This window comes from Paenibacillus sp. 2TAF8 (assembly GCF_052114825.1).
Lineage (GTDB): Bacteria > Bacillota > Bacilli > Paenibacillales > Paenibacillaceae > Paenibacillus.
The window spans coordinates 468,037-493,700 of record NZ_JBFRFN010000002.1; the positions used below are offsets into that span (position 1 = coordinate 468,037).

Annotated in this window: 18 protein-coding genes and 1 other annotated feature; of the genes, 5 read left to right on the forward strand and 13 right to left on the reverse strand. The window is 45.1% G+C overall.

Annotated features, from left to right (window positions below):
- Positions 1-107: 107 nt before the first annotated feature.
- Positions 108-1,877, forward strand: a complete 1,770-nt coding sequence (locus AB4Z30_RS04135; protein ID WP_441923557.1) for an ABC transporter substrate-binding protein — start codon at positions 108-110, stop codon at positions 1,875-1,877.
- 117 nt (positions 1,878-1,994) lie between these two features.
- Here AB4Z30_RS04135 and AB4Z30_RS04140 read toward each other — a convergent pair whose 3' ends face one another.
- From AB4Z30_RS04140 to AB4Z30_RS04155, 4 genes are all read right to left on the reverse strand, one after another.
- Complete coding sequence (locus AB4Z30_RS04140; protein ID WP_441924195.1) at positions 1,995-4,376, reverse strand: polyprenyl synthetase family protein; 2,382 nt, start codon at positions 4,374-4,376, stop codon at positions 1,995-1,997.
- 135 nt (positions 4,377-4,511) lie between these two features.
- Positions 4,512-5,309, reverse strand: coding sequence for a sulfite exporter TauE/SafE family protein (locus tag AB4Z30_RS04145; protein ID WP_441923559.1), 798 nt, complete (start codon positions 5,307-5,309; stop codon positions 4,512-4,514).
- A gap of 488 nt (positions 5,310-5,797) precedes the next feature.
- On the reverse strand, positions 5,798-6,553 hold the full coding sequence (locus tag AB4Z30_RS04150) for an SDR family NAD(P)-dependent oxidoreductase (RefSeq protein ID WP_441923561.1): 756 nt from the start codon (positions 6,551-6,553) through the stop codon (positions 5,798-5,800).
- A gap of 350 nt (positions 6,554-6,903) precedes the next feature.
- The gene (locus AB4Z30_RS04155; protein ID WP_441923563.1) at positions 6,904-7,374 is read right to left on the reverse strand and encodes a DUF6376 family protein; all 471 of its coding nucleotides are present in this window, start codon (positions 7,372-7,374) and stop codon (positions 6,904-6,906) included.
- 142 nt (positions 7,375-7,516) lie between these two features.
- Between AB4Z30_RS04155 and AB4Z30_RS04160 the strand changes: the two genes are divergently transcribed.
- Positions 7,517-8,485: a bile acid:sodium symporter family protein gene (locus tag AB4Z30_RS04160; protein WP_441923565.1), complete on the forward strand. Its 969-nt coding sequence runs from the start codon at positions 7,517-7,519 to the stop codon at positions 8,483-8,485.
- 222 nt (positions 8,486-8,707) lie between these two features.
- On the opposite strand, the gene asd is transcribed toward AB4Z30_RS04160, so the two are convergent.
- From asd to AB4Z30_RS04180, 4 genes are all read right to left on the reverse strand, one after another.
- The gene (gene asd / locus AB4Z30_RS04165) at positions 8,708-9,793 is read right to left on the reverse strand and encodes an aspartate-semialdehyde dehydrogenase (RefSeq protein ID WP_090924033.1); all 1,086 of its coding nucleotides are present in this window, start codon (positions 9,791-9,793) and stop codon (positions 8,708-8,710) included.
- Positions 9,794-9,956: 163 nt separating this feature from the next.
- Positions 9,957-10,246 (reverse strand) — a binding site (T-box leader).
- A gap of 155 nt (positions 10,247-10,401) precedes the next feature.
- The gene (locus AB4Z30_RS04170) at positions 10,402-10,701 is read right to left on the reverse strand and encodes a hypothetical protein (protein WP_429351136.1); all 300 of its coding nucleotides are present in this window, start codon (positions 10,699-10,701) and stop codon (positions 10,402-10,404) included.
- Between the two features lie 142 nt (positions 10,702-10,843).
- Positions 10,844-12,643 (reverse strand): ATP-binding cassette domain-containing protein, encoded by a 1,800-nt coding sequence (locus AB4Z30_RS04175; RefSeq protein ID WP_441923568.1) that lies wholly within the window; start codon positions 12,641-12,643, stop codon positions 10,844-10,846.
- Complete coding sequence (locus AB4Z30_RS04180; protein WP_441923570.1) at positions 12,640-13,497, reverse strand: energy-coupling factor ABC transporter ATP-binding protein; 858 nt, start codon at positions 13,495-13,497, stop codon at positions 12,640-12,642. The genes AB4Z30_RS04175 and AB4Z30_RS04180 overlap by 4 nt, the downstream gene beginning before the upstream one ends.
- Positions 13,498-13,610: 113 nt before the next feature.
- Here AB4Z30_RS04180 and AB4Z30_RS04185 point away from each other — a divergent pair, with 113 nt between their 5' ends.
- Positions 13,611-14,201, forward strand: a complete 591-nt coding sequence (locus AB4Z30_RS04185) for a biotin transporter BioY (RefSeq protein ID WP_441923572.1) — start codon at positions 13,611-13,613, stop codon at positions 14,199-14,201.
- 282 nt (positions 14,202-14,483) lie between these two features.
- On the opposite strand, the gene AB4Z30_RS04190 is transcribed toward AB4Z30_RS04185, so the two are convergent.
- The 4 genes from AB4Z30_RS04190 to AB4Z30_RS04205 all read right to left on the reverse strand — a co-directional run bounded on the left by AB4Z30_RS04190 (position 14,484) and on the right by AB4Z30_RS04205 (position 20,317).
- Positions 14,484-16,409, reverse strand: coding sequence for a beta-glucoside-specific PTS transporter subunit IIABC (locus tag AB4Z30_RS04190; protein ID WP_441923574.1), 1,926 nt, complete (start codon positions 16,407-16,409; stop codon positions 14,484-14,486).
- A 211-nt stretch (positions 16,410-16,620) separates the two neighbouring features.
- Complete coding sequence (gene licT, locus AB4Z30_RS04195; RefSeq protein ID WP_441923576.1) at positions 16,621-17,451, reverse strand: BglG family transcription antiterminator LicT; 831 nt, start codon at positions 17,449-17,451, stop codon at positions 16,621-16,623.
- Between the two features lie 292 nt (positions 17,452-17,743).
- Positions 17,744-19,186: a 6-phospho-beta-glucosidase gene (locus AB4Z30_RS04200; protein ID WP_441923578.1), complete on the reverse strand. Its 1,443-nt coding sequence runs from the start codon at positions 19,184-19,186 to the stop codon at positions 17,744-17,746.
- A 303-nt stretch (positions 19,187-19,489) separates the two neighbouring features.
- Positions 19,490-20,317: an amidohydrolase family protein gene (locus tag AB4Z30_RS04205; protein WP_441923580.1), complete on the reverse strand. Its 828-nt coding sequence runs from the start codon at positions 20,315-20,317 to the stop codon at positions 19,490-19,492.
- Between the two features lie 372 nt (positions 20,318-20,689).
- Between AB4Z30_RS04205 and AB4Z30_RS04210 the strand changes: the two genes are divergently transcribed.
- The gene (locus AB4Z30_RS04210; RefSeq protein WP_441923582.1) at positions 20,690-22,417 is read left to right on the forward strand and encodes a cellulase family glycosylhydrolase; all 1,728 of its coding nucleotides are present in this window, start codon (positions 20,690-20,692) and stop codon (positions 22,415-22,417) included.
- 160 nt (positions 22,418-22,577) lie between these two features.
- The gene (locus AB4Z30_RS04215; protein ID WP_441923584.1) at positions 22,578-23,474 is read left to right on the forward strand and encodes a manganese catalase family protein; all 897 of its coding nucleotides are present in this window, start codon (positions 22,578-22,580) and stop codon (positions 23,472-23,474) included.
- Between the two features lie 171 nt (positions 23,475-23,645).
- Here AB4Z30_RS04215 and AB4Z30_RS04220 read toward each other — a convergent pair whose 3' ends face one another.
- Positions 23,646-25,649, reverse strand: a complete 2,004-nt coding sequence (locus AB4Z30_RS04220) for a sucrose-specific PTS transporter subunit IIBC (RefSeq protein WP_441923586.1) — start codon at positions 25,647-25,649, stop codon at positions 23,646-23,648.
- Positions 25,650-25,664: the final 15 nt, after the last annotated feature.

A 25,664-nucleotide genomic window follows, 5' to 3' on the forward strand; every position in this document is an offset into this window, starting at 1 on the left:
ATGGATGAATTCTGTCATCCTCTTAGGTATAATTGTAAAGATAAAAGGGGGAAGTAAAAGTGTAATGATTCGTTGTCACTTTTCACCTTTATGGAGGAGCTACATGCATGGATACGATATACACTCACTTTCTAAGACTAGCTGGCTCTGAAATACTCTCAATCAGGATCAATGAACCTATACGTGTAACGATTGAAAATCTTTCCTCCGTTCTCTGCTGTACTCCACGGAATGTAAAATTCATTCTACGAAAACTGGAGGAGCAACATTTTATCCATTGGAAACCTGGGCGAGGACGAGGCCATCATTCCGAGCTTACACTCCTGCGAAGTCTGAATGATGCTTTAGAATTCAACTTTACTGAACTTCTATCCAAAGGCAAACTGAAAGAAGCCATCGAGTTGATTGGAAGTGTCCGAATCGATGACTTAATGCGGGAAAAACTGATGCTCACCCTTCATGAGCAGATGGGATTTCGCAGTTACACCGAAACGGCCTCCGGTCAGGATACCCTTCGCATGTTGAGATCACGTCAACTGGGTGATTTGGACCCAGCTTCGGTTTATACTGCTTTTGAAACCTATCTTCTTGGCCAAATATGCAGCACATTGATTACTTACGACGCCCACACGGATACCTTCATCCCCGCGCTTGCACATTCATGGGAACCTAACAACGAACATAAAGAATGGGTATTTTATTTGCGAAAAGGGGTTCGTTTCCATGATGGACGTCTGATGACATCGCTTGATGTTCAGGCTTCCTTGAACCGTTTGTTTGAGACTAATTGTTCATCCCTATGGCTGTACCGCGATATTAAGCGAACAGAAGTGAACGGCGATTATTGCATCAGGTTTATATTGCATCGGGCAAACCGTTTTTTTCTGCATCTGTTCAGTTGTATTCGCATGACGGTACTGCCAGCGGATTATGACCCTAATCGGACCTTGGTCGGCACAGGACCGTTTCAGATCACCGAGATGAGTGACGATGTGATTAAACTGACGGCATTTGATGCTTATTATGGTTTTCGTCCACATCTGGATCAAATCCACATCTGGTTTCTTCCTGAGCCGGCTTCAAGCGACGGTTATTATGATATGCCTGGTAGTGAACGGCTTAGTCTGCCTGGAAGCAGTTATGAGAAGCCACATTATATTGACTATCCTGCACTTGGCTGTCAGTATATGCTTTTCAATTTCCATGTCCCGGGTTGTCATCATACCTTGCCCTTCCGTCAGGCCATGCGTATCATCTATGATCCAGTCACACTGGTGAATGATTTGGGTAAAAATCGAATTACACCCGCGAGCAGTTTCCTTCCCTGGAAAAGCGCTTCACGGAGCTGGGACGCTGCATCACTAGTCGATGCTCAAGCACTGCTTGAACAATCGGGTTATCGAGGCGAGTCCTTCTTGTTATCTTATAAAAAGAACAAAGATTCCGATGTGGCGGAGTGGCTGCAACAACGGGCACTCCAAATTGGATTACGGATTGACCTGGAGCCTTTTGACGATTATCTGGATGTCGTGAAGGCCTCAGATGCACCTTTGATTTTGAGAGAAGAAATACTGGAGGACGACTGGCAGTATGGCATGATTCATTTTTTCAAAAACCAAAGCAATACGCTGCATGAGTACATGACTCCTGAGCTTCAATCGATATTGGATTCCTTGCTGGACGCCTTTCCGCAGCTTCCTCACTCCGAGCGTAGCGAGCTTCTGGAGCAGGCTGAAGAATTGCTACGGGAAAATAGCTGGATGTTGTACGGATGTCATATGAACAAAAAAGCAGAATTGCATCAGAGCTTCTACGGCATGCAAACATCAGAATTTGGATTCCTGGATATTTCGAAGCTATGGATCAAAAATCCGTGATTCTCACATGCTGAGCGAGCAACATCAAAAATACAAAAGAACCCTCAGCTCCGTTAAAATACGGGTGAGGGTCTTATTTAGTATACATCGAATAGCAATTATAAGTTCGGTAAATCTCTACCTCTCACGGCCAACCAGATAATCCAGCAGATGTTTTAAAAATGGGATCGGTTTGGGCATTTGACGTAATGCATCGGTAGCAAAGCAATAATGCTCCCACATCGCTTTTTGAGCACCTGTCTCCCCAAGAATGGATACAAAGGTTGAATTGTTATTTCGCTCATCCTGGCCAGCGGGTTTACCTAGAATTTGTTGATCTCCACCATAATCCAGCAGGTCGTCCCTGATCTGAAAAGCAATGCCTGCATGATACGCAAACGCTTTTAGCGCATCGATCTCCTCATCTTTTACTTCTGCCAAAATTGCTGGCATAACCAGCGCCGCCTCAAAGGCAATGCCTGTTTTGTAAAAACAGATCGTATTCAGTTCTTCTAGCGAGAGCAACTTTCCTTTTGAGCCCAGATCCATCGCCTGACCCATACACATATCCTCGGCTTTCATAGCCGAATATTGAATCAGCTTCAGCACCGTTTGCGCATCAAACCGATGCAGTGAAGATTGCTCACGAATCGCTCGCTGAATCAGGAATAGACCTGTAAGTTCTGCTGTTGCGCTATTATGCAACTGATGAAGCGTGGAACGTCCACGCCTTATCTCAGCATTATCCTGTGTGGGCAGATCATCGAAGATGAGTGAAGCGGTATGCATATACTCCATAGATCGTAACAACGGCATGATCGCCGACTCGCTGAGCCCGTACTCCTGAACACCCATGACCCAAGTCAGGATCGGACGTAGACGTTTGCCATCCCCTTGCAGACTATAGTTGGCCGCGTCCATCAGCTTCCCCTTCATATCGAGCTCTTCAGCAGTTTTGTCAATTTGCAGTTCTACATTGATCTGTTCACGTACCGTTCGGATCGTCTGCTGGAACGACTCCTTCTCTTGTTTATCATTACTGAGCTGCAGCACAACCTGATCCCGTAACAATTTGTCCAGAAAGTCCACATCATCTGCTTTTCGCACCATTTGTTGTACTACTTGATTAAGTTCGGGTTGGCCTGAAGCAAAGATCGTCATGACCTCGTCATACTCCGCCTGACCGAGCCGCTCTCTGCAGCGCTTCAGCCCGTTAATCGCACGATCCAGAATAACCTCTCTCGCCTTGGCGTTGGAGTTGTAGACGTCATGGATCAGAAACGAGATGACTGCCCAGTACAACTCATACGGATTAATCAAATCCGGACGCAAATCTCGATATTTTAAATAATACGTGTAAGGTGTCACTGCCTCGTCCTGCATATCATCGAACATATCTGCAAAATCATCCGCGAGCTGATTATAAATCCCGTAATGAAACGTGCGCAGATCAAACCCTTCATCTTCCGGTGCGCTAAGAACAGAACGTACAATCAATCGGGACGATGCCGACTTAATAATAATCGGGATGTACAGGTCTTCGTTCGTGTAATGGGCATTGGATAATTTCTTGCCACGATCGATCTCTTGGGATTGAAAGAACACATAAGACTGTTCAAAAAAAGTGTGCCGCATCTCCTCACGCTGATAGTTCCGAATATATTCAAAGGCCTCTCGAAGCTCGGAGTGTACATACCGAATTACTTCAAGCTGCGGCCCCTTCCATTCTCCAAGATCAGGCACAATGCCGGTAAGCAAAGCTTGTTGTATCATCGCCGAATACTGTTCCTTCTCCTGTGTGGTCAGCGCCTGAGAATCGAGAAGATCATCCACAAAAGGGTACGTTAAACCGTAGGAATAACCCAGCCTGATGGCTGCATCGAGTTTTGCAATCCGTTCCTCCCATGGCGTGTCCTCTGTAAGCTCATCGTCGACATGAAGCACGACGCCCAGAATAATCTTGATCAGTTTACGTTGTGCCTGCGCCGCATCGAGTTCTGGGGGAATGTTTGCTGCAACATGTTTTAATTTGTCCATCACCCAGATCACAGCCTCTTCAATCTGCTCCCGCTGTCCCCACCGATATAATGCTGCCGGGCTTATGTAATCAGCCTGACGTTGTTGTTCACTTGTGACACGCATAAAGTATGCTTTGGTATCCTTAGCGATACGCTTAATCTTGTCTTTTGTTTTTGGGTTATCCAGCGCCTGCCCCAGATCGCGCATGTAGATATATGAGATGCTGCGATCCAGATACTCATCGATCTTGCCGTTCGCATTGAGCCAATGCATATATTTCTGAATGTCAGTGGCATCCGGTTTTCTTTTGCCAGCGAACCAGGATAACCAGCTCCAACGATGAACATGTTTTTTTTGCCAAATCCTAAAATCTTTCGTAAGTGTATCTATATGAGTATTATTCAGTAGTTGCTGAGAGAGTGTCACAAAATACTGAGATGCTTTCAGTTCTGCGAGACGGTAAGCTTCATCTGCATTAGCTTCGGCCTTCGTCTGATTCATAAGTACGTTGTTCATCGGTTGATCCCTCAACTTCGGTTAAAGTTAAACATGGTCCGCTCATGTTCATATCCTATATACGGCACTTGGGCCGTTTGGTTACGAAATTACAAATGTCTGAAAGATAAGAGCGTTCAATTAGAATATCGAAGACCATACTTTAACCGCAGTAATCGCAATTAAGAGCAGCAACGCATATCGAAGTAGCCGCACATTAACCATTGAACTTACTCTTGAGCCAATTGATGCGCCAATTAAACTTCCCAGCACGGTGTAGATAATCGGCTCCACTGGAATATCTCCTGCAGATAACTTCCCAATAACACCTCCTATCGCAGAGATGAAGACAATCGCGAGGGATGAAGCAATCGTTGTTCGAACTGGAATCTTCAAAACAGTCAGCATAATAGGAATGAGTACGAATGCACCTCCAGCCCCGACAACTCCTGAATCGATTCCTACAGCAAGCGAAGTACTTGAAGCAATCATTTTATTAAACGTTAACGGTTGGTCCAGATCCAGCCGCGCCTTGCTCGGAATGAGCATTAGAACGATTGCTATGATCGCCAGAATCCCATAAACCAGATGAATCATACGTTCAGCCAGCATGCCTGAGATAACCCCCCCAATTAAACTACCCGCCAGAATACTGCTTCCCATATACAGTACAAGTTTGGAATCGATCACAGCGCCGCTAGTTTTGCCTGCTTTTGCTTTTCTGCGAAATGCAACTACACCCGCAAGAGAAGCAAAAAACACTTGAAACATGCTGATGGCTGACACCTGATGAGCTGTGAACGGTTCAAGCCCTGCCATTTCCGGAACATACAACAAGAGAGGAAAATTAATGATCGCCCCACCAATGCCAAGCAATCCGGAGAAAAATGAACCGATTAGACCCAGTATAAACATGATGAAGAAAAGCAAAAGATCCATCGGTTATACGCTTCCTTTCATGAAGATAATACGAAGATACAAAATCAAAAAAAGATAAAAATTTGATTACAAAAACATATACAGAACACTTGGATTCGGGTATAATACTTTAAAACCAAGTAATTTAATCAGAAATGAGTGATTAAGCATGTTGAATGTGTTGAAGACACTTTTTGTGAATACATGTCCTCGCTGTAACGAAAAATTACAAACACATCATGATGAATTATGCTCAGTCAAAACCTGCACTCATTGTCACTATAAAGAAGAAAGTTACGGCTCACTCGGAGTTCGTATTGTGTATGAGACCACAAATGGATAAAACGAGCAGCCCTTATATTGTATCATGAACTCCTAAATTTCGGGATGATTCGACACTATTGTATGATGATCTGATTACAAGAGTGAACATGAAAAGGCACAGGATGATTACCTCCTGTGCCTTTTGGTTCTTTTAAATGCAATATAATTTAGGGTTAAATAACCCTCTATTTCGTTTTAAAGCTCAGGAAACCATCATCAACCGCCACCGTTGTACCGTTCATTGCACTCGCGGCATCACTGAACAGGAAGGTCACCACACTTGCTACTTTTTCTGGCTGGATCAACTCTCCGCGCATATGTTGAGTGGCCAACGCATCCTTCATGGCTTTGTCATTTCCCAGAATCGGAGTTTCGATGAACCCAGGCGCCACACCCAACACTCGAATTCCATGCTCGGCCAGTTCAAGTGCACCTGATTTGGACATCATCACTACTGCTGCTTTCGCCGCATTATAGTTGAAGCTGCCTACTGCTGCCACGCTTCCATAGATCGAAGCTGTATTAACAATCGTGCCTTGCACGTTTAATTCAACCATTTTCTTCGCGCCATAATACATACCGTAGTATACGCTGTGTTGATCCACATCAATAACTTTGTGATAGGATTCGGGATCCATTTCCAGAAACGGCTTTACAAGACCGATACCCGCGTTGTTGAAAATCCCGTTGAATGTTCCATACTTTTCGACAGTCCAGTCAATCAAAGCYTTAATCTCATCACCTTTGGACACATCTACTTTATAAGCTCCGGCTTTGCCACCCGCTGCTTCAATCTCAGTCGCAATCTGTTTGGCTCCTTCTTCGTTAAAATCCGCGACAACGATTGTTGCTCCCTGTGCAGATAGTTGCAGTGCTGTTTCTTTTCCAATCCCGCTTGCTCCACCTGTGATAACAATGACTTTTCCCGTATGTTCGGACATAACATAGATCTCCTTTGCTAAATAAAATTGGTTTCAAATAGCTAGTTTAATGTTAGTAACTATATAAATGTTAATAATCTAACCATACTAGTCTATCATTCATTTGTCAAATGATGCGATTATGATAGAACAGCTTGTTACCAAACACACATTCACCATCATGGTATTCCTGATTGATACATTGCCAGAATTTTGGATCTTTGTCGTAATCCCTATAGTTTTTCTTTCTTCAAAATAAATATGCAAAAAAGACGAGTAACCCTTCCAGATCACCCGTCTTCTGTAACTTTCCTGTTCAAATGCTCCTTAAAAGAGGAGGAAAGATTATTCTTTTATTTAATTTAAACTTATTATTCCGTTTGTAATCCGCTCAGCGGTTCCTTCAAGCTGTTGATGTTGTTGATTAATTCTGGAATACCTGTCTTCTCCCAATTTTCAGCGGTAATCCCTTGCTCCGCGATGGAAGTTTCGAATTGGTTCATGACCTCTGTCAGTTGAATATTATAACTAACCAGATTCTCATGAATGTTTTCTCCAATAGCAGGCGCACTCATCTCCGAAAATTCAGCGGCTTCTGCTTGAATTAAATCAATCTTTTCTTGAAGCTGACCCGTTACATCCGGGTTATTGATGGCATCTGTTGCAAGTTGTTGTAACTCGGTCCCAGCACTCGATACCTGATTAATATAATCCGTAGCACCGCTTACATAACTCAAACTTTGATTGGCTTGCTCTACAAGCGAACAAGCGGATAGCATCAACATACTGGAGGCCACAATAGCTGTCATCATCGTCCTGTGTGTTCTGTTTCGCCTTCGCATGATCATCTTCCTTTCTTCATCTCAGAATGATGGTACCTTACTTCATGATACTTGTTCACCAAGCTACATTGCAAATCAGCCTGCATGCCTAGACATTCCGATGTATAATAGGAGAATCACACAATAAAGGGATGTCATCATTATGCTTCAGGCCTTGAATCAACGCTTGAACCGCATTATGCCATTGATTACCCCCGCTAGTATTATCATTGGTGTTTTATGCGGCAGTTTTTTATCATCTTACACGTACTTGTCGCCTTGGCTATTTGCCTTCATGACATTTGCGGGCAGTATTAGTCTGAGCGTACGAGACTTTGTTAATGTCTTAAAAAAGCCTTTTCCGCTGTTTGTTTGCCTTCTGATCTTGCATTTGGCAATGCCTCTTATTGCACTGGGCATGGGGCATCTCGTGTTTCCAACCGATGCTTATACCATCACAGGACTTGTGCTTGCTGCAGTCATTCCGACGGGTATTAGCAGTTTTATATGGGTAAGCATCTACAAGGGGAATATTGCGCTTACCCTTTCGATTATACTAATTGATACTTTGTTGGCTCCATTTGTTGTGCCCGGCATGTTATCCCTGCTTGTTGGCACAAGCGTCACACTGGATACGGCAGCGATGATGAGTAGCCTATTCTGGATGATTGTTTTCCCTTCACTGCTGGGCATGCTCCTTAATGAATGGACTAAAGGTGGGATCGTTCCTGTGTGGGGGCCTCGGCTTAATCCATTATCCAAATTGTTTATGGCTTCGGTCGTTGCCATTAACGGTTCGGTTGTCGCACCCTATCTGGCTGACTTCAACTGGCGCTTGGCTGGGCTGGCGGTGATCATTGTTTTTCTGGCATCATTCGGCTATGCACTTAGTTATTTCATTGCGAGGTGGCTAGGCTGGAATGAAGCGGATCAAGTGGCTCTTGTCTTTAACGGAGGAATGCGTAACATTAGCGCTGGTGCCGTTCTTGCTGTTACTTATTTTCCGCCGCCCGTTGCTGTTCCTGTCGTGCTTGGTATGGTATTTCAGCAGATGCTCGCGTCCCTCTCAGGGTACTTGCTCGGCAGGCGTTCACAGCTATTGCGCAATTCGGATAAAACTTCAGCAGCTTGATAACTCCATCCGCAACGGAAAAAGGCTCCGATCTCCGCTAGCATTTCATCTCGATGGACTGAAATGCTTAAAGAGTATCAGGAGCCTTTTACTTATATATAAAGGTTATCTTGCCATATGTTATAGTAAACGAATTGAATAAAACAAAAACGCCGACATTTCATGTCGACGTTTTTCATGCTTCTCATTAGATGTTACACATTGTTTATTGGATGACACTCATTACTTCGGTTGAATATATCCTTCCGCTTTTAACAACTCAGCAATCAGCACGGCTCCGCCAGCCGCTCCGCGAAGTGTGTTATGGGACAATCCAACAAATTTATAGTCATAAAGTGAGTCTTCACGCAAACGGCCTGTGGATACGCCCATGCCACGCTCGATATCACGATCCAGCTGAGTCTGCGGTCTGTTCTCTTCCTCAAAGTACGTAATGAACTGCTTCGGCGCGCTTGGCAAAGCCAGCTCCTGAGGACGACCTTTAAACTGAGACCAACGCTCCAAAATTTCATCTTTGCTCGGTTTTTTCTCGAAGTTTACAAAGACCGTAGCCAAGTGTCCGTCTGTGACCGGTACACGAATACATTGTGTTGTAATCAATGGTGCAGATGCTTTAACGATCTGATTGTTCTCTACACTTCCCCAGATGCGCAGCGGCTCCTGCTCACTTTTTTCTTCCTCGCCACCAATGTAAGGAATCACGTTATCCAGCATTTCAGGCCAGTCCGTAAAGTTTTTGCCTGCTCCAGAAATGGCTTGATACGTGGAAGCCACAACCTGTGTCGGGTTAAACTCACGCAATGCATGCAGCGCCGGCACATAACTTTGGATGGAGCAGTTTGGTTTTACAGCGATAAAACCTGTAGTTGTACCCAGACGTTTTTTCTGAGCTTCAATAACTGCCAAGTGGCCTGGGTTAATTTCAGGAATAACCATGGGCACGTCAGCTGTCCAGCGGTGAGCCGAGTTGTTGGACACAACAGGAGTACCCGTTTTGGCATAAGCCTCTTCCAGCGCCTGAATTTCATTCTTTTTCATATCCACCGCGCAGAAAATAAAATCAACCTGGCTTGCAAAAGCTTCAACCTGAGATGCATCTTGCACCACAATGTTTTTTACCGGCTCAGGGATTGGAACCGCTAGTTTCCATCTTCCCTTTACAGACTCTTCATACGTTTTGCCTGCCGAGTTGGCACTTGCTGAAATCGCTGTTACTTCAAACCACGGATGTTGATCGAGCAGGTCTACAAAACGTTGACCCACCATTCCTGTTCCTCCGACAATACCGACTTTTAATTTTGCTGACATGGAATCATCATTTCCTTCCGATTTAAGTTAGATCATCTGTTACTGTCATCGTACATGGGATACTTGAAATATTATTACCCTATCATTCACACTATTCAGGTCCATCGAAAGCGTGTAATTCAGCTCCGAAAAAACCAAAAAATCCCATCCCCAAGACAAAAGTCTCAGGGACGAGATTGAACACTCGTGGTACCACCCAGATTCGCAAATATGTCGCCATATTCGCCTCTTCAAGTATGTGAAGGATGACCCAGCAACTTTAGATGCTGTCTTCATCCGTTTATACTCTAGCTCTATAACAGGAGCGCCTGTCACACCATCCTTCAGCGTAAGCCAATTCCGATGTGCTGCTCAGAGTCTTTATTCGATAAAAGGTTCTTTGCTCCTTTGCAGCTACCGGAGCTCTCTGATGAAAGAATCATTTTTATCTACTCGTCTCGTCGTTGCATTTGATATTGCGATTATAATATCAAAATTCCAGTACGGAAGTAAACACATTTTTTTAATTTGCTTTAATTGGATGCAATAAAACGAAATGAAAAACAGCCCTCGCACGAACTTTCCTGCCGAAGGCTGCGTATAAGGATTTCAATTGGATAAAATCGTTATTACATTTTACCCGGGTATTGAGGTTCATGTACATCATCTGGAACCGTTTCGTCAAAGACATCTTGACCCGGATAATCCCGCACTTCCCCCTCGTGCAACTCATGGTTTTCATAGTCAAAACGGTGTGCAGTTCTCTGATCTGCTCGCCACGGAGAGCTTTTCCCAAGCGACTCGGACAACAAAGATGAACCGTATGGGCCCTCTGGAAATTCTTCAAGCGTAATGTCATTCCGCTGCGACTCTACAGTGGACACGTCGGTATATTCACGCCTTTCTTCCTGCAAAAACTTCTCTTCCATTACTCGTCCCTCCTGATCGTCTTGAGATGATCAACGCACCTTTAAGGTGGACGAAATGGAAAGTTTTTATGCACTTTTCTTGGAAAACACTGCGTTTCTGGTACTGATACGACAAGCGAATCAGCATCTTCATCTGCGCCACTTACCAGTGGCGCACCGATACCAACACAACAAACCCAAGCAGCCCAAGGATGCCAATCCAGGTATCCCGCCTGCTCCAGAACAGAAGTGTGGAACGAGCGCCAAATGCGCCGTTTTCTCTCACCTTACGCATCTCCATCGCAATCGTCATATCCTCAGCGCGCTGGAACAATGCCATGATTAGAGGAATAATCATGGGCCCCAAATCTCGTACACGAACTGTATTTGGCTTCAAAGCCGCTTTTCCGCGCGCCCGTACGATCAGCGAAAACCGTTGCCACTCACTCCAAATCATTGGAATAAATCTGAAAATCAAGGATACAGCCAGTGCAAACGAAGCTACAGGCAGCTTGATTTTTCTCCCATAAGCCAGCACCCAGTTCAGTCCTTCAACCATGCGTCCATATGGCGTTGTAAGTGAGAACCACAGACTTGCAAGGGTTACGATGAACAAGCGGTACAGATTAAGTAATGTTCCCTCGGCCTGAGTCAAGGAAAAGCCCAGTTGAATCCCGCTATCTCCTGTGGTCAAGGTACTGCCCGATAATGCTGTAGAAAGAACAAAAAACAAAACAAGTGGTTTCATCAACTTGATACATCCCATCAGCATCTGACGAGGCAAGATAGCCAAAGCACCAGCGACAGGAATCAGAGTTAACGTCAGTCCACCCCAATGATGCTGAAGCATCGCCGCTGTAACAAGCAACATATACAATATCCATTTCAGACGCGGGTCCATCATGCTTCTCAGACGGCTGGAAAAACTGGAAGAACTCGAAGAAGACTCTGGTCTTTCGCTAACGTTCAACAATGAGTCTGTTACGGCAGAAACAGAAGATTCACACCCATCTTCTTTTAAAATGACCGTTGCAGACGCGCTTGTAGATGTACCGTGTGTCATCGCACCGGTGTCATTGTCACTCTCCGCGTTAAGAGAAATATCCGTCATCTCCATCCCGGAACGTAAAATAGATTCCGCTATCTCTTCCGGGGTCATCGCTTGAGAACTGATCTGCACCCCTGCCTCTCTCAGCTGCGCCGCAAGTTGCATGGATGGAGGCAGACCGATTCCTGCTTGCATTAATATCTCAGGATGCTTATATAGTTCATGCGGCGTCAGATCTGCTGTCAGGCGCCCTTCCCTCAATAAAAGTACACGATCTGCATGTGGTAGAAATGTATCCAGGTCGTGCGTCGCAATGACGGCTCCTCCGCCTTCCCGATGCTCATCCAGGGAATCGAGCAGTAACCGGATACTCTGTGCCTCAAGCCCTGCGCTAGGTTCATCTAACAAAAGCCAGTGTGGCTTCGCCACATAACCGAGTGCAAGCCCTAATCTGCGCTTCTCTCCACCACTAAGTGCAAAGGGTGATCTGTCCAAGTGAAAACGTCGCTCCCCCTCATCTACTCTAAGCGGGTCCCAATGAGCCAAGGTTGCTTCGATCCGTTGTTCCTGCTCAGCATCACTCAAACGATAAGGGCGAAGGGAATATAATAGCTCTCGCTTGATATTTCGAGCAAACAATTGTTGCTCTGGAAACTGAAACACAAGTCCCATCTGAAACAAAACAGACTGAGGTACCTTGCCATTATTCCACATCGGCTGTCCTGCAAGCATAATGTCTCCAGAATCCGGCTGCTTAAGACCAGCCATTGTCTGCAACAGCGTTGTCTTGCCAGAGCCAGTAGAGCCCAGAAGAAGTGTGATCTCACTACGATTTAGCGTAACCGAGATATGATCAAGTAAGGTTCGTTTCGTTTCATCATGAACACGCACATATATATTATTAAGTTCAATCACCAACGTGCAGCCTCCTTCGCAAGCTGCTCCGGCCGAAGAGGATTAACATCTTGCAGTTTTCCACGCTGTTTCAAGATCAAACACGTCTTTACCGTGAAAGGTGGTTCCAGCCCAACCTCTTCACAAGGAGACTGAARCCTTTCATACGACTTCGTACCTGTTGCTATCTCCATAGCTGTGACCTCTGGATAGAAAAAAGACTCCGGTATGCCGTCATAGACACAGTTCCCTTTACTCATAGCCATAATCCGATCACATAAGGTTGCTTCCTCCAGATGGTGAGTAATCCAGATTACTGCCGTACCGTTTCTCGTAACAGACTGAACAATACGTTCTATGCGGTCTCTCGCATCAGGATCAAGCATCGCTGCCGGTTCGTCCATAATCAGTACATCCGGCTTAACCGCAAGGGCTGTAGCAATGTTAAGTAACTGTTTCTGTCCACCGGACAAGCGTGCGATCACCGTATCCAGTGGGTGGTGCAGTCCCACAAGATGTAATGCTTCTTGTCTGCGTCTTGCTTTCTCCTCGCTCGAAATATGTAAATGTGATAAAGCAAAATGAAATTCTTCTTCAATCGTATCTCCCAGCACCTGTGCATCGGGCTGCTGTAACACACCGCGAATAGTCAGGTTTCCAGAAATATTTCGTTCCCCAGCGGATAAGGGAATGAAGCCAATCAGCAATCCGGCTAGTGTACTTTTTCCACTTCCATTAGCCCCCACGATACTTAACCACTCTCCCGCTTGGAGCGTAAGCGAGACACCGTCCAGCGCCTTTTTAACTTCACCGCCTTCAGTAGCATAGTGCACACGGACATCTAGCAATGAAATGATAGGTAACTTGTCTTGCATTTATAAATTAGTCCTTTCACATTCTGGAATTATATGATAATATGCTAATCGTCAACCAGATTAATTGATTTGGTTAACAATGATTCTATCAAAATCGAAAGGATTGTACAAACATGAAATTATCATTGCGTGGCATTGTATTTAGTGCACTTATGGCTGCTATTCTCGTTATTTTCGGATACATAAGCATTCCTCTTGGCTTTTCACCTGTACCAATTACGTTACAAACTTTAGCAGTGATGTTGGCTGGTGGACTGCTTGGGCCGCTCTATGGCTTTCTCAGTATGGCCCTTGTCGTTGTGCTTACAGGACTTGGTTTTCCTCTGTTACATGGCACAGGCGGTCTTGGTGTGCTACTGGGACCAACCGGGGGATACGTCATAATGTGGCCGTTTGCCGCATTGCTCATGGGTCTGTTCCTCTCCAAAGTGCAAATTCGGGGATTTAAAGGATTTTTGTTTGCTTTTATCATCATTGAGTTGTTTGGTTCCCTGTTAATCTATGTTACAGGTGTTCCTTGGCTGGCTTACCGATTCAGCATGTCGTTGTCAGATGCGATGATTCAAGGCTTCTACCCTTATATTATCGGTGATTTGGTCAAGGCCATCTTTGCCACAATCATCATTGCTCCCGTTCGCGTCGTATATCCGCCTTCGCGGCTGACAGGTCACATGCATTCTAATGTAGTTAAAGCAAGTGAATAGCAATCTTCCTTCCATAACCAGCCATTCATTATGAACAGACCACAAACAACCGCCACATCTTTTGAACTGCACCTCCAATTGGTAGTTGTGTCTAACAATTGGGGTGCAGTTCATTCTTGGCGGTTGTTTGTTTATTTATAAGATGCATAATAATTGCAACTTATCCATGAGTGATTCATCTAGTGATTCATCGAAATTTAAAATGTTAAGCTACAGAAGCCCTAATTGCCTATCACTCTCTGTCTAACTTTTTCAAAATGCTGCATGTTGCTCCCTAGTTACTTATGCTTTACTCGCTTCTGTTCCGACAATTTTCAAGAGCATATCCTTGTTGCTTACTTGTCCAGTAGCTTGCGGAACAACATCATTGTAATCTGCCGAATTCGTTACGATGATTGGAGTTACGGTATGATAGCCGGCGGCTTTAATCTGCTCAATATCGAATTCCAGCAGCAAATCGCCCGCCTTCACTTTGTCACCTTCCTCGATGTAGGAGATAAAATGTTGTCCATCAAGTTTGACCGTGTCCACACCTACATGCACCAGAATCTCTGCACCTGAATCCGAAACCACAGCAAGCGCATGTTTCTTTTTAAAAGCGACGGTTACCGTTCCATCAAAAGGAGCAACAACCCGTCCTGTTGACGGCTCAATCGCAATCCCTTTACCCATCGCACCTGAAGCAAACGCCGGATCTGGAACCTCAGCCAAATCGACAATTTTACCTTCAATCGGGCTTAATACCTCTTGATCGGAAGTAGCAGTAACCTGAGCAGATGACTTCGAAGAAGCATCTTTACGAGGTGTAGCCGCTGCTCCAGTAGATGGTACGGATTCTGCCTTTGTTACTTCATCATCGACAGGGTCTTTGAAGCCCATGATATACGTTAATACTGCGGAAACAATGAACGATGCGGCAATACCGATAATCAAGCCTGGAAAACCTTGACCACCTGGTCCATAGAAGATCGGCAAAGTCAACAATCCAGGCGCACCTGAAGCAAAAGCCTGCGTACCCGCCTGACCGATAATGGCTCCGCCGACAGCACCACCGATAACCCCTGCAATAAATGGACGTTTCAGCGGCAACGTTACACCGTAAATAGCTGGCTCAGTAATTCCGAACAGCGCTGTAAGTGTTGATGATCCAGCGAGTGTTTTCAATTTTTTATTTTTTGTTTTGAGCATGACACCAAATGCTGCACCCGTTTGAGCAAAGACAGAAGCTGTCGCCGCCGGCTTCACACCGTCCTGACCGTGTACGGCAATGTTATTAATAAATACAGGCACCAGACCCCAGTGCACACCGAAAATAACGAGCAGCTGCCAGCTTGCACCCATTACAGCTCCGGCAAGTAGCGGGCTGAATCCAAATGCAGCCACCATCGCCGATGCAATGCCATTACCGACATATACACCGAATGGTCCGAAGACTAGCAGTGTGAGCGGAACCATAATAACGAGCAAAAATAGCGGTGTAACAAAGTTTTTAATACTATCGTGAAGTATCTTGTTAAAGAACTTCTCCAGCTTGCTCATCACAATAACGGCCAGAATAATTGGAATAACCGTCGAAGCATAACTCATCAGGACTACAGGAATACCGAAAAAGTCTGTTGGCGTTCCGTCCGTTTTCAACTGAATAATCGTAGGATAGATCAGTGCTCCTGCTATGGTCAATGCAACAAATGCATTTCCTTGGAACTTACGTGCCGTTGTAACCGCTAACAGCAACGGCAAGAAGTAGAACAAACTATCTGCTGCTGCATACAGAATGATATAGGTCGTGTCTGTCTTTTCAAGCCAACCGACATTGTTGGCAATCAGCAACAACCCTTTTAAAATACCGGCTCCTGCCATAACACCAAGTAGTGGAGCGAAAATACTGGAGATGACGTCAATAATGCCGCCTAGCCCTTTGACCTTTGTGCTGCTTTTTTCTTTACTGGATGAATCGTCCAGAATATTGCTAATCTGACCAATCGCCTGATAAACCTCTGGAACCTTATTACCCACGACAACCTGGAATTGACCTCCGTTTTCCTTAACGGCGATGACACCTTCCGTTTTCTCCAAACCTGCTTTGTCGGCCTTGGAATCATCCTTTAATACAAATCGTAATCGTGTTGCACAGTGTACAAGTGATTGTACGTTTTTCTCACCGCCAACCCGTTCAACAATCTCTCTAGCCAATTTCTCTTGACTCATGATTTGCCCCCCTACGTTTAGTCAAACAGGCTCTCTACCGATTTTTTTGCACACAAAAAACCTAAGCCTTGCGTAAATGGACGTAAAATTCCAAAATACACATGACTTAGGTTTTGCCTGCATAACCAGTAACAATCCCAGTTAAATCGTATTCAATTCCTGTTAAAAACATAATATTATAATATACCCATTTATGTCAATGATTAAAATATTAACGATTTACGACACGTTCGATATGCACCGTAAGATATAACCTTTCCTCGTTGGTGAGTTCGTGATCATATTCTTTTTTGACAAACAACGCGATTTTCTCTACACATGCAGCTGCCTCGGGATGTTTCTCCTTAATCATGTCGTAAAAGTGATCATAATTGTTGTCATAATGCATTCCATTAAGCACTCGCTGGGAGAAAAACTTGAGATGTGTGATAAAACGGAAGTAACTGAGAGACTCCTCATCAAACTCCATTTTGAAATGATACTTGGCAATATTAATAATCTGCTGGATAAACTTCGTAATATTCATCGTTGTAATGACTTCTTCGTTCATTTCCGCGTTCACAATATGTAGCGCAATAAAAGCCGCTTCATCTATTGGTAGCTCGATATCCATCCTGCTGTTGATCTGATCCAGCATACGCAGTCCCAGCCCAAACTCCGCTTTGTACAACTGCCTTATCTCCCACATCAATGCGTTTTTAATCTCAATCCCCTCATGATAACGCTCGATGGCAAAATGAATATGATCTGTAAGCGAAACATAAATGTTCTCGTTGAGTTTACGTCCCAGATTATCGCGCGCATGGGCAATCATTTCCTCCACAATTTCAACAAGTTCCATCGGAACTTCGCGCAGCAATGTTTTGAAATTATCGGATGTCTGTTTGTTTTTCAAGGCAAATACTTTCTGAATCCGGGTCTCGTCTACTTTATCTCCCGGCTTTTTCTTAAAGGCAATCCCACGTCCCATCACAACAAGCTCTGCCCCGTCGGCCTGATAGATGCTAATGACGTTATTGTTGATAACCTTTGCTATTTTCACTTCAATCCCCCCGTCACGTTCCACTCTCTAGTCGCAGTGATATATCCCATTATGGGCATACAAAAAAAACCTGGAGCATCACAAAATAAACGAGACGTGGCAGTCTGCTTTTTGAGTGCTCAGGTTTTGCCTACGTGTGATGTAGTAACAATCCCAGAAATGATATATTTGCGTCAAGTATAGCGTGAACTGCGTTAGATGTCAACGCTTTCAAGGAGCAGACATCAGGAAGTTACATGAATTCATGCAACTTCCGATGTTTGGAAGCAAGTGTTTTCGAATAAACCCTGAACTACTTGTCTCCCAGATCTGTCCCGCCGGATGCGATAACATTTTTATACCATTCGAAGCTTTTCTTTTTGATACGGGTCAATTCGCCCTTCCCTTCATTGTCACGATCCACATAGATGTAACCGTAACGCTTTCTCATCTCGCCCGAAGATGCACTAACGATGTCAATCGGCCCCCAGCTGGTATAACCAATGATGTTGCAACCATCCTGAATAGCTTCGCCCATCTCCGCCACATGGCGTTTCAAATAATCAATTCGGTACGAATCATCAACTTCACCCTCAGCAGTAACCTCATCATGTGCACCAAAGCCGTTTTCCACTACAAACAGAGGCTTCTGATAACGGTCATGTAACTGGTTCGCCGTAATCCGGAAACCTTTGGGATCAACCGTCCATCCCCATTCCGATTTGGCCAGGTATGGATTCGCTATGGAACCGAACACGTTGCCACTGGTCATATTTTTGTTCACTTCAGGGTCTGTACTAGTTGTCCGACTTGAATAATAACTGAATCCGATATAGTCTACTGTGTGGTTTCGCAAGATGTCAGCATCCTGCGGCTCCATTACAATGTTCAAGTTGTGATCCTTGAAGAAACGTTTGGCATAACCTGGATACTCCCCGCGTGATTGAACATCGATGAAGAAATAGGATTCTCTGTCCTTCTCCATTCCCTGGAATACATCTTCGGGGTTACATGTGTACGGGTAGAAGCTACCTGCTGCCAGCATGCAGCCAATCATGGCATCAGGGATGATCTTATGACAAGCTTTAACGGCAAGCGCACTTGCAACGAGTTGATGGTGTGCCGCTTGATATTGAATTTCTTTGATATTATCACCTTCGTTAAATGCCAGTCCGGCACCAAGGAAAGGAAGATGAAGCAGCATATTGATCTCGTTAAACGTCATCCAGTATTTCACTTTATCTTTGTAACGAGTAAATACCGTTATGGCGTAGGTTTCAAACAATTCCACCAGCTTGCGGCTTCTCCAGCTGCCATATTGCTCGATCAGGTGTACAGGTACATCGAAGTGAGCAAGCGTAACCACCGGCTGAATGCCATGTTTCAAAAGTTCATCGAACAGGTCATCGTAAAATTGTAAGCCCGCTTCATTCGGCTCTGCGTCCTCACCTGTCGGGAAAATGCGTGCCCAAGCGATCGATACACGTAATGCTTTGAACCCCATTTCGGCGAAAAGAGCGATATCTTGAGGGTATCTATGATAGAAGTCAATTGCTTCATGTGAAGGATAAAACTCACTGGCTAGTGGTGTGAACTCCGGAACATTCCCTTTCATAATGCTTCTCCGGTTTTCTCCTGTTGGCAGCAGGTCAACAATGCTCAGGCCTTTGCCACCTTCAAGGTATGCCCCTTCTGCCTGATTGGCTGCAATCGCTCCACCCCACAGAAAGTTTTCAGGAAATTTAAATGTTGTCATTCGTATTCTCCTTTCGAATATGTAGTTCAAATGATCCGCCCCTATGCTGCCTTTCAGGCTTGCCACTAAGAAAATAGAAAAAACCCGAACCAGCCTGTACACACCTAATGTGTGTCACAAGCCAGCTCAGGTTATGCCCTTATTCGGTAACATTCCCAGAAAACATATATGCGGATTAGGTAAAACATTACCAAGAAACAGGAAATATGTCAACGAGCACGAGTCATTAACATATGGCCTTAGGATCATTTACGGGCATTTACAGATCATTTATTGATCATACAAACGCTAATTCCCAGATCATCACAAGTTGTAAAATGCGGCACAGTTATCACCAAAAATCAGCTGTTGCTCCGCTTCTGGCAAGCTCTGCACATGCGTTTGCAACAGATTAATCACATCTCCATATGTACCCGCTACGGTGCATACAGGCCAGTCCGAGCCATACATCACTCGCTCTGGTCCAAACGCTTGAAGTACCGTATCCAGATAAGGGGAGAAATCTTCCTGTGTCCACTTATTCCAATCTGCTTCGGTGACCATACCAGACAATTTGCAATAGACATTAGAATAGGATGCCATCGCTTCCATCGCTTCCTTCCAAGGAGATATAACACCCGCTTTAATATCAGGTTTAGCCAGATGGTCAATGACAAAACGCTGCTGAGGGAACTTTTGAACCAATTCCACCGCATACGGAAGTTGCTCCTTTGATACGAGCAAATCATAGGCCAGATTGTACTGTTCCAGCAGTGCAATGCCTTTTTGGAAGTCTTCACGCAGCACAAACTTTACATCCGGCTCATCCTGTATGACATGACGTACTCCCTTCAGCCACGGGTTAGCCGCAACCTTTTCCAGTTGAGATGAAGCTTCGTCAGAACAGAGGTCTACCCAGCCAACTACGCCTTTAATGAAATCATGCTTGTCGGCGAGTTCGAGTAGCCAATTGGTTTCTTCAAGGCTTTGCCGGGCCTGCACAGCTACACAGCCTGATACGCCAGAGTCTGTGAGGATTGGCTGCAAGTCTTCCGGCAAAAAGGAACGCTGAATCACGCTCATCTCTTCACCAATCCAACCATAATCACGGATGTTATAATTCCAGAAATGTTGATGTGCATCGAGTTTCATGATATGTGCCCCCCTGTGTTGTCCACGTTAGTTCAGTGTATTGCCATTCATTTAAATATAAATCAAATGCAGCAGATAAGCACTAGGGTTTGTCTTGAAACCAACTGAAGTGCATCATTTACCGCCTTTTTGCCCCCTGCTGCGACACTTTCCTTTGACGTGTCACGGCACGCCTACAGAAAACTTCCTTACTTAGAACAAAAATTCAGCAAAATCTGCTTTCTTCAGAGTTTTCAGACACACCCTAATTTCCGAATGAATTTTATTCTAATTGTGATGGTATTTCCTTCCTGTTAACTGTGATATATTTACTGTTCAGAAAACGCTTTCAATATTTGAGCACAATGAATCCAATTCAAAAAGGAGATGTTATTGATGCGAAAAAAACGAAAGTCCATCCTCTCATTCACCGTGGCGGCTGCCTTGGTTCTGTCATTGTTCTCTGCTGCTATGACTTCTGCAGCCGCAGACAACCTCGAATCCGCCAGTAAAGAAGCCCCTGTAAGTGAAATGCAAACCTATGTTAACGCGATGCAACCTGGCTGGAACCTCGGCAACTCGCTGGATGCTGTCGGTGATGATGAGACCGCTTGGGGTAACCCACGCATTACGAAAGAACTGATACAATCCATTGCCGATCAAGGATACAAAAGCATCCGTATCCCCGTTACCTGGGAAGCACACATTGGTGACAAACCTGAATACACCATCAATACCGCTTACATAAATCGAGTTCAGGAAGTTGTCGGCTGGGCACTTGATGAAGACCTCTACGTCATGATCAATCTGCACCATGATTCCTGGCGCTGGATCAGTACCATGGAAAAAGACTATGATCATGTGCTTGCACGCTACAATGCCATATGGACTCAGATTGCAAGCAAGTTCAAAGATGCTCCCGATAAGCTGATGTTTGAAAGTGTCAATGAACCCCGCTTTACCGAAGGCGGCACAACCAATGTAGCTACTGGATACCGCATGCTGGATACGTTGAACACTTCTTTTCATCATATCGTAAGATCGTCTGGCGGAAACAACGATACTCGCCCACTTGTACTGCCTACCATGCATACTTCATCCGCTCAGCCCGACCTGGATGCGTTGAATCAGACGATTCAGAAACTGGATGATCCCAATCTCATTGCAACCGTACATTATTATGGCTTCTGGCCTTTCAGCGTGAACATCGCGGGTTTCACCAAATTTAACGCCGAAGTGCAAAAGGATGTTACCGACACGTTCGACCGCGTATATGACGCCTTCACAGCCAAAGGCACTCCAGTCATCATCGGTGAGTATGGTTTGCTCGGGTTTGACCAGCATACAGGTGTGATTGAACAAGGTGAGAAATTAAAGTTTTTTGAATTCGTTGGATATTACTCCCGTCAAAAACAGATGACAACCATGCTCTGGGACAATGGACAACACTTTGGACGTACCAGCTTTACCTGGTCGGATCAACAGCTGTTTGATATGATCCGGGCTAGCTGGAGCGGTCGTTCCTCCACGGCAGAAACCGATCAAATTTATTTGAAACAACATGAACCCGTTCAGGATGTAAAAATTGCCCTCCATCATAATGGAAATCGGTTCTATTCGTTGAAAAGCGGCACGACTCCACTGGTTAGAGGGAAAGATTACACGATTCGAAAAGGTGTACTTACGTTAAAATCCGGTCTTCTCTCCCGGTTAACTGTCCAAAATAAGCTTGGCATAAATGCTACACTGACAGCCGGGTTCAGTGGAGGTGCAGACTGGAAGCTGAATATTATTCAATACAACACACCTGTGTTGAATGATACGAAGGGTACAACCAGCGCTTTTGCTATTCCTGCTAAATTCGGCGGCGATCAACTCGCGACTATGGAAGCAACCTATGAGGACGGAGAAAACGCCGGCCCTCAGAACTGGACATCATTTAAGGAATTCGCTTATACGTTCAGCCCGGATTATGAACGCAATGTTATTGAGCTGAAGCCTAACTTTTTCAATGAAACGAAGGATGGAGAAATCCATCTCAAGTTCCACTTCTGGAGCGGTGATGTGATTGAGTATACCCTTACAAAGAATGGACCTCAGGTTACAGGTAGCTCCTCCTGATCTGCCTTTATCCACAACGTTCTGTCCAGAGCATGTGCTCTGGCAGAACGTTTTATTTGTCTTTGTTATTCATTCTGTCTCTTAGATACGACAAAAGATTGCATAACGTACAAGTCAACCTTCATACCTTTACGGTAATGAGGATTGAGGAGGAATTGACATGTTTAAACGTGTAGATCGTCTTGCTATTGAACTGCCTATATCGAATAATCCGGACCCGAATGGCGCCAGTGCAGTACAGGAATTACTTGGTGGAAAATATGGCGAGATGTCAACGCTGAACAATTACATGTTTCAGTCGTTTAACTTCAGAGGCAGATCCAAGCTGCGTCCCTTCTATGACATCGTCGCCAGTATTACGGCGGAGGAGTTCGGTCATGTCGAACTTGTCGCAAACACGATTAACTTGATGCTTGAAGGCTCGACGTCCCCTGGCGCACCAGACTCCACCCCGCTCCGCATAGCCAAGGATGCACGTATGACTTCACATTTTATTGAATCCGCGCAGACGGCACTACCGTATGACTCCATGGGAAGACCCTGGAATGGCTCGTATGTCTTTAGTAGTGGTAACCTGATTTTAGATCTGCTGCATAACTTCTTTCTGGAATGCGGAGCAAGAACACATAAGATGAGAGTGTATGAAATGACCGACAATAATACGGCTCGTGAAATGACAGGTTACCTGCTTGTACGGGGCGGTGTGCATATTCTGGCTTATGCCAAAGCGCTGGAGATTGCAACAGGTGTAGACGTGACCAAGCTGATCCCGATCCCCTCTCTCGATAACAAAGCGTTTGAGACCACCCGCAAATGGGAAGCGATGGGTGAACAACGGCGATTGTATACGTTCAGTGACAAGGATTATCAGCAGATTGCCCAGATTTGGAAAGGAGTACACCCAGACGGCGGCAAACTGGAGGCCTATGCGGGCTTGCCGGGATATGGAGGGCCCATTCCCGAACTTCCCGACCTGCCGGAGGAATTCGCTCCAGGTATATCCCCGGAGGACTTTCTACAGATTGCAGAACGACTCAAACGAAACGCTGGACTATAAAAATCACAGAAAAAGGGAAACCCATGGCGTATGTCTCCACCCGGTTTCCCTTGTTTTTGTAGTTTTCATCTTATTTTTTTCTTATATAGAACAGATTAAAATTGTTATTTTATATTCAGCTGAGATTGTTCTCATGCTGATGTAACGGTTACATTTTTTACGGGCATATACTTAATGTGGCTCTGCAAACTCTACCGTCAGCACTTTTTTCCCGTTTGCTTGCACAATACCACTTGATATCGCTCTCACAGAAGCAATGGTGTCGTTACCGCTTGGGATAAGTACAGGAGTAATCAGCGGTAGTCCTGCCTCCTCAATGAAATCCATATCAAATTCAATGAGTAGTTGCCCGACAACTACAGCATCCCCACTTTTCACATGGGTTACAAAGCCTTTGCCTTTTAATCCAACCGTATTGATGCCGATATGAACTAACAGCTGAACTCCTGTTTCATGCTCCAAAATGACAGCATGTTTGCTCTTATCCATCACATGCGCAACGACGCCATCGAATGGAGCAAATACTTTTCCTTCGGAAGGTTCAATCGCAATACCTTCGCCCATATGTTTTTCTGAAAATGCCGGATCAGGTACCTGCTCCAGTTCAACGACTCTACCATGGATCGGAGATGCGATCTCCAGAAGTTTCACTTTTGAGTGAGATGCCGAGCTAACCGATGCTGATGCTGCTGAGGCAGTCGTTGCCTGTGTCGACGCTGCTCCCGATGCTGATGACGCAGAAGCCGCAGTTGTTGTGCCAATAGATGAAGCACTGTCGGAAGCTGCCTCAACAGGTTGATCTTTATATCCGAAGAACCAGGTAAGTGCAAATGCAATCGCCATTGCCGTTACGTTGGACAAGATGTACAAAGGCAATTGACTATTCAAATACAGAAGTGTTCCCGGAATGACCGTAACAGCCATACCTGTACCTTGCAGATGGAAGAGCGAAGCGATGAAACCACCCACTGCACCCCCAACCAGACCCATCACAAACGGTTTCATATAACGCAGGTTCACACCAAAGATCGCTGGTTCCGTGATACCAAGGAATGCGGATAACGATGAAGGAAGCGCGAGTGCTTTGAGCTTCATATTTTTGGTTTTCAAACCCACAGCAAGACATGCCGCTCCCTGTGCAGCCATAGCACATGTAATGATTGCGTTAAACGGATTAAACCCTGTTTTCTCTAGTAATTGAATCTCCAGAAAGTTGAAAATATGATGTACACCCGTAACAACGATGATCTGATGCAAGAAACCAATAATAAAGCCAGCGATTCCATAAGGCAGATTGAGCACAGCCGTTGTGCCATGCAGTACCCATTCTTCAAGCGAGTGAAATACTGGGCCAATGGCGAATAGTCCTAGCGTAATCATAACCGTTAACGTAATGAATGGAGTCAGAATCAAATCCAGTGCCTCCGGCACACGTCTACGCAGTACCTTTTCAAACTTTGCACCGAGTAAACCTACAAAAAAGGCAGGCAGTACCGAACCCTGATACCCTACGACGGGAATAAACCCGAACATATGCAAGGGTTGCGCCGAGCCATCAGCTACAGCATAAGCATTCGGTAGCGCAGGATTCACCAGCATCAGACCAAGTACAATCCCGAGCACCGGGCTTCCGCCGAATACGCGGAATGCGGACCAGGCAACAAGCGCAGGCAGGAACGCAAAAGCCGTATCCGTTAAAATCTGCGTGAACAATAGAAAGTTTGGCGAAATATCATCAGGCGTTGCACCGAACCATGCCAAAATTTCATTTTGCGTAAGCAGTCCGCGCAGTCCCATGAACAGGCCTGTTGCTACGAGCACAGGAATAATCGGGACGAAGACATCACCAAACGTACGAACTGCCCGCTGAAATGCATTGCCTTCCTTTTTCCCCTGACTCTTCACATCTTCTTTCGATGTCCCTTCAATCCCCAGCTTCTCAACTTCTTCAAAAATTCGATTGACCGTACCTGTGCCGAAAATAATTTGATATTGACCCGAGTTAAAAAAGGCACCCTTCACCTTGTCGATGTTTTCGACTTGTTTCTGATCGATCTGCTCTTTATCCTTCACCATAATGCGAAGACGTGTTGCACAGTGTGCAAAGGAGGCGATATTGTCTTTTCCCCCAACGGCCTGGATGACCTCTTGGGCGATACGTTGATTATCCGACATGATGTCTCATTCCTC

Excerpts from the sequence above, each read along its gene's own strand:
- AB4Z30_RS04155 (WP_441923563.1), bottom strand. The coding sequence starts at position 7,374 with ATGCGAAGGCGAAACAGAACACACAGGACGATGATGACAGCTATTGTG.
- AB4Z30_RS04205 (WP_441923580.1), bottom strand. The coding sequence starts at position 20,317 with ATGAAACTCGATGCACATCAACATTTCTGGAATTATAACATCCGTGAT.
- AB4Z30_RS04140 (WP_441924195.1), bottom strand. The coding sequence starts at position 4,376 with ATGAATCAGACGAAGGCCGAAGCTAATGCAGATGAAGCTTACCGTCTC.
- AB4Z30_RS04135 (WP_441923557.1), top strand. The coding sequence starts at position 108 with ATGGATACGATATACACTCACTTTCTAAGACTAGCTGGCTCTGAAATA.
- asd (WP_090924033.1), bottom strand. The coding sequence starts at position 9,793 with ATGTCAGCAAAATTAAAAGTCGGTATTGTCGGAGGAACAGGAATGGTG.
- AB4Z30_RS04145 (WP_441923559.1), bottom strand. The coding sequence starts at position 5,309 with ATGGATCTTTTGCTTTTCTTCATCATGTTTATACTGGGTCTAATCGGT.
- AB4Z30_RS04170 (WP_429351136.1), bottom strand. The coding sequence starts at position 10,701 with ATGGAAGAGAAGTTTTTGCAGGAAGAAAGGCGTGAATATACCGACGTG.
- AB4Z30_RS04185 (WP_441923572.1), top strand. The coding sequence starts at position 13,611 with ATGAAATTATCATTGCGTGGCATTGTATTTAGTGCACTTATGGCTGCT.
- AB4Z30_RS04160 (WP_441923565.1), top strand. The coding sequence starts at position 7,517 with ATGCTTCAGGCCTTGAATCAACGCTTGAACCGCATTATGCCATTGATT.
- AB4Z30_RS04220 (WP_441923586.1), bottom strand. The coding sequence starts at position 25,649 with ATGTCGGATAATCAACGTATCGCCCAAGAGGTCATCCAGGCCGTTGGG.
- AB4Z30_RS04215 (WP_441923584.1), top strand. The coding sequence starts at position 22,578 with ATGTTTAAACGTGTAGATCGTCTTGCTATTGAACTGCCTATATCGAAT.
- AB4Z30_RS04200 (WP_441923578.1), bottom strand. The coding sequence starts at position 19,186 with ATGACAACATTTAAATTTCCTGAAAACTTTCTGTGGGGTGGAGCGATT.
- AB4Z30_RS04190 (WP_441923574.1), bottom strand. The coding sequence starts at position 16,409 with ATGAGTCAAGAGAAATTGGCTAGAGAGATTGTTGAACGGGTTGGCGGT.